Source organism: Streptomyces sp. a15, assembly GCF_059026085.1.
Window position 1 is genome coordinate 1 of sequence record NZ_JBWLKM010000192.1, and the last position, 3,353, is coordinate 3,353.

Below are 3,353 nucleotides of genomic sequence, written 5' to 3' on the forward strand. Positions count from 1 at the left end.
CCCACTTGGCCACCTGCTCGCCGTTGCGGTTGGGGCGGGTACTGCCGAGGATGATGCCGATCCTGGTCATGGAATTCTCTTGCGCGTGTGGATGGTTGGGCTTTCCCGAACGAACGTTCAGGACGTGTGGGGGAGGCGGGCGGCGGGGATCACACCGAGGCGCCCCGCCTGGTAGTCCTCGAACGCCTGCTGCACCTCTTCGCGTGTGTTCATCACGAACGGACCGTGCTGGACAACGGGTTCGCGGATCGGGAGGCCGCCCAGCACGAAAAGTTCCAGCTTGGGGGAGCGGGTCTCCTGGGCGCGGTCGGCGGCCAGGCGCAGTGCGTCACCGGAGCCGAAGACCGCGAGCCGGCCCTCCTGGATGGGGCGGGCTTCGGCGCCGACCGTGCCGTGGCCCGCCAGGACGTAGACCAGCGCGTTGTAGGAAGGGTCCCACGGCAGCTCGACCTGGGCGCCGGCCTCGATGGTGAGATGGGCGATGGTGATCGGGGTATGGGTGACGCCGGGGCCGGGGTGTCCGGCGATGTCGCCGGCGATCACGCGGATCAGGGCGCCGCCGTCGGGGGTGGTGACCAGTCCGGTGTGCTTGCCGCGGATGTCCTGGTAGCGCGGGGGACTCAACTTCTTGGCGCGGGGCAGGTTGACCCACAGCTGCACACCGTGCGCCACGCCGCCGCTCTGGACCAGCCACTCCGGAGGCTGCTCGATGTGCAGGATTCCGGAGCCCGCGGTCATCCACTGGGTGTCGCCGTCGGTGATGAGGCCGTCGCCTCCGTTGGAGTCCTGGTGTTCCACGGCTCCGTCGATGAGGTAGGTGACGGTCTCGAAGCCGCGGTGTGGATGCCACGGGGTGCCCTGGGGTTCTCCTGGTGCCTGCTCGACCTTGCCGATGTGGTCCATGTGGACGAACGGGTCGAGCTCGGTCATCGGCACTCCGGCGAACGCGCGGCGGACCGGGAAGCCCTCGCCCTCGAAGCCGTGCTCGGCGGTCGTCAGGCGGCGGACGGGCCGGAAGGCGGTGCCGGCCGGGTCAAGTTCCGGCAGTCGCGGCAGGACCAGCACGTCGTCAACGGTGATCGCGGGCATGAGAGTTTCCCTTCTCGGCAGGTGGGGTCAGAACGCGTGCGGACCGAAGCGGCCCCAGGCCACGAACACGGTCAGGGCCAGCAGGACGACGTTCACGACGACCGACTGGGCCTCTCCGCGTCGGCTGTGCGTGATGGCGGCGCCGAACATGGTCAGTGCCAGGCCCGAGGCGGCCAGCGGAACGAGGTCCGGAGCGATGTCCACCGCCGCGGGCAGAATCAGCCCGAGTGCGGCGAGAACCTCCAGGATGCCGATCGTCTTGATCATCGCCGGGGAGAAGTGCTCGGCCCAGCCCATGGAGGGAGATGCGGCGAGCTTCTCCTTGGACTGAGCGAGCTTGACGGCGCCGGCCCCCAGGAACACCAGGGCGAGCAGGGCCGCGACAGCCCAAAGAGTGACGTTCACAGGTACCTCTTGTGATCGGGTGGCGTGGTTCCGCAGCGGCGGCCCCGCATGAGATGATTGATATGTCATCTAAGCTAGACGAATCTAGATGACATATCAAGAAGAAGGCTGGAGTGGGTCTGGAGTAAGTACGGACGAGACGTTCCGATGCCTACGACAGTTCGGGCACCGGTTCCGAAAGGGTGCCCCGCGCGGCGGCGACGGCCCGTCCACGCTCCGACTCGGGGAAACGGCTGAGCATCGCGCGCAGCTCCTCGGCATCGACGTTGGCGCCGAACGGCTCCGCGCCCGGCTCCAGCTGTACCCCCGAGGCCAGCGGACCCGCGACGACGGGGTCGAAGCCGAGGCCGTCGACGAGTCGCGAGACGGATGACCGACTGGGGCGAGCCGCCGACACCGACCCAGGTGGTCAGGTGCCCGGACTCGGTCTTGGGAAAGACGTCGGCGTTGTCGAGCGCGGCACGCTTGGTGCCGCTCCAGGTGACGGGCTTCTCCTCCAGTAGCTTGGCGAAGAGCTCGATCTTCTCCTCGAACAGCACGTCGTAGTCGCTCATGTCGTAGCCGCAGAGCGGGAACGACTCGGTGAAGGACCCGCGCCCCAGGATGACCTCGGCCCGGCCGTTCGAGAGTGCGTCCACGGTCGAGAACGGCTGGAACACCCGGACCGGGTCGTCGGAACTGAGCACGGTCATGCCGGAGGAGAGGCGGATGCGCTCGGTACGGGTGGCGATGCCGGCGAGGACGGTCTCCGGGCTCGAGATCGCGAACTCGGGGCGGTGGTGCTCGCCGAGGGCGAGGACGTCGACGCCGGTCTCCTCCGCGAGAACGGCCTCGTCGACGACCTGCCGGATGGCTCTTGCGTCGGACACCGGGGTGCCGGCGTCGTCCTCCGGTACATCGCCGAACGTGTCCAGACCGAAGACGAGATCAGTCATGGGCGGGGTTCCTTCGCGAGTAGGTGCTGCACCGGCGGGGCGGCTTCGCGCTTTCCTGTGGCTCGGGCGGCCACAAGTGGTTGACCTATCAATCATCGCCCAACTAAAGGACCGCGGAGGCGCTCCGCTCGGAGCTCGCCGCACGCCTGCAGAGCGAGTCCTCTCTGTCGCCCGGCGGCTATGCCGTTCTCCTGGCCCTACGTGAGGCGCACGGGCACCTGCTGCGCGCCTCCGTGCTCGCCTCCCGCATCGGCTGGCAGCGCAGCCGCCTTTCGCACCATCTCCGGCGCATGGAACGACGAGGACTCATCCGCCGCGCGGAGTGCGCCGACGACAGCCGGGGCGCCGAGGTGGTGCTGACGGCCGAGGGTGCTGACGCGTTTCGGCGGGCGTCCCTTCCCCACCTGCGTGCCGTCCGTGAGTTGTTCGTCGGCCCCGTTACGTCGGCCCAGCTCACCGCGGCCGAGCAACTCGCGAAGACGCTGCGGACACGTTTGGAGTCAGTGCGGGACGCCTGACCGCTCCTCGCCCGACCGCATGGCCAAGTGGCCCGCCCGGCCCGTCGTTCCGCAGGCGCAGCCGGATGGACCCTTTACCGGTGATGATCATCCCTAGAGGCCAGAGCTTCGCCAGAGCGCGCACACTCACGACACTGTGAGCGGTCCGTCCCTCGTGGTGTCACACTGATCTCACGCTTGGCGAACGGCGAGGGGGTCCGAAGCACTTGACACGTCAACGGTTGACATGTCATCCTTCTTGGAACTTCCCCCACAGAACTGAGGACAGACACCCCATGGGTGTGCCATCAGAGGGGGCCATATTGCCGGCGAGGAGCGACCCCATGTCGCACAAGAACTCTCAAGTGAAGCCTCCGCTCAATCAGCGCGTGCTGGCCATCGGCATCCGCGCTGATGCGTTTGCGCC

Annotated in this window: 4 protein-coding genes; 1 reads left to right on the forward strand and 3 read right to left on the reverse strand. The window is 68.0% G+C overall.

What is annotated here, in order from left to right; all coding sequences use genetic code 11:
* Positions 1–117: 117 nt before the first annotated feature.
* The 3 genes from AC5P09_RS51405 to AC5P09_RS51415 form a co-directional block, all read right to left on the reverse strand.
* Positions 118–1,089: a pirin family protein gene (locus tag AC5P09_RS51405; RefSeq protein WP_493880545.1), complete on the reverse strand. Its 972-nt coding sequence runs from the start codon at positions 1,087–1,089 to the stop codon at positions 118–120.
* A 27-nt stretch (positions 1,090–1,116) separates the two neighbouring features.
* Positions 1,117–1,494: a DoxX family protein gene (locus tag AC5P09_RS51410; protein ID WP_493880546.1), complete on the reverse strand. Its 378-nt coding sequence runs from the start codon at positions 1,492–1,494 to the stop codon at positions 1,117–1,119.
* Positions 1,495–1,568: 74 nt separating this feature from the next.
* Entirely contained in the window at positions 1,569–2,429 is an 861-nt protein-coding gene (locus AC5P09_RS51415) for an LLM class flavin-dependent oxidoreductase (RefSeq protein ID WP_493880547.1), read from the reverse strand.
* A gap of 164 nt (positions 2,430–2,593) precedes the next feature.
* On the opposite strand from AC5P09_RS51415, the gene AC5P09_RS51420 reads away from it, so the two are divergent.
* On the forward strand, positions 2,594–2,947 hold the full coding sequence (locus AC5P09_RS51420) for a MarR family winged helix-turn-helix transcriptional regulator (RefSeq protein WP_493880548.1): 354 nt from the start codon (positions 2,594–2,596) through the stop codon (positions 2,945–2,947).
* Positions 2,948–3,353 lie beyond the last annotated feature (406 nt).

Bases quoted from the DNA above. Each gene is read 5' to 3' on its own strand.
- AC5P09_RS51415 (WP_493880547.1), bottom strand. From the start codon at position 2,429: ATGACTGATCTCGTCTTCGGTCTGGACACGTTCGGCGATGTACCGGAG.
- AC5P09_RS51405 (WP_493880545.1), bottom strand. From the start codon at position 1,089: ATGCCCGCGATCACCGTTGACGACGTGCTGGTCCTGCCGCGACTGCCG.